Raw genomic sequence first — 623 nt, forward strand, 5'->3', positions numbered from 1 at the left:
GGATGATGCCCAGCAGGATCTGGAAGGCAATCTGGCCAATCAGGTCTGCGGCTTGCTGACCTTGCTGGTGCCGCTGTTTTTCTTCATCCGGCACAAGGTCTTCCTCAGTAAAAGCTTCTACCGGCAGAACCTGTTCTTGCTGCTGTTTCTCGGCTGCGTGGCAGCGTCGATCAGTTGGTCGAGCGAGCCGATGCTCAGCTTCAAGCGTTTCGTCGCGCTGCTCAGTGTGGTGTTTTTCGCCGGTTTCATTGCCTGGCGCTACAGCCTGGAACGCATTGCGTTTCTGTTCGGCTGTGTGATCGGTGCGGCGGCGTTGGTCGGCTTGATCTTCGCCGTGATTCGCCCGGACATCGCCTTCATTTCCGGCGGCATTCGTGACGGTGCGTTTCGCGGGGTGTTCGCGGAAAAGAATGCCGGTGCACGCCTGAACGCGATAGCGATCCTGTTGCTGCTGCCGATGATCCGCCAGCGCAACCCAATGGCCATGCTCTACGGACTGTTCGCGCTAATTGCCATTGGCCTGGCGCAGTCGGCCACGGCGATTGCGCTGATCGTCGCCGGCACCGCCAGTTACGCCTACTTCATCACGCTGATCCGCTTGCGCATCAACCGCTCACTGTTGG

Annotated in this window: 1 pseudogene; it reads left to right on the forward strand. The window is 59.4% G+C overall.

From position 1 onward, the window contains the following. Positions 1 to 623: pseudogene (locus J5M71_RS26530) on the forward strand (O-antigen ligase family protein); the annotation flags it as partial.

It is taken from the genome of Pseudomonas sp. 43(2021), from assembly GCF_017490805.1.
Lineage (GTDB): Bacteria > Pseudomonadota > Gammaproteobacteria > Pseudomonadales > Pseudomonadaceae > Aquipseudomonas.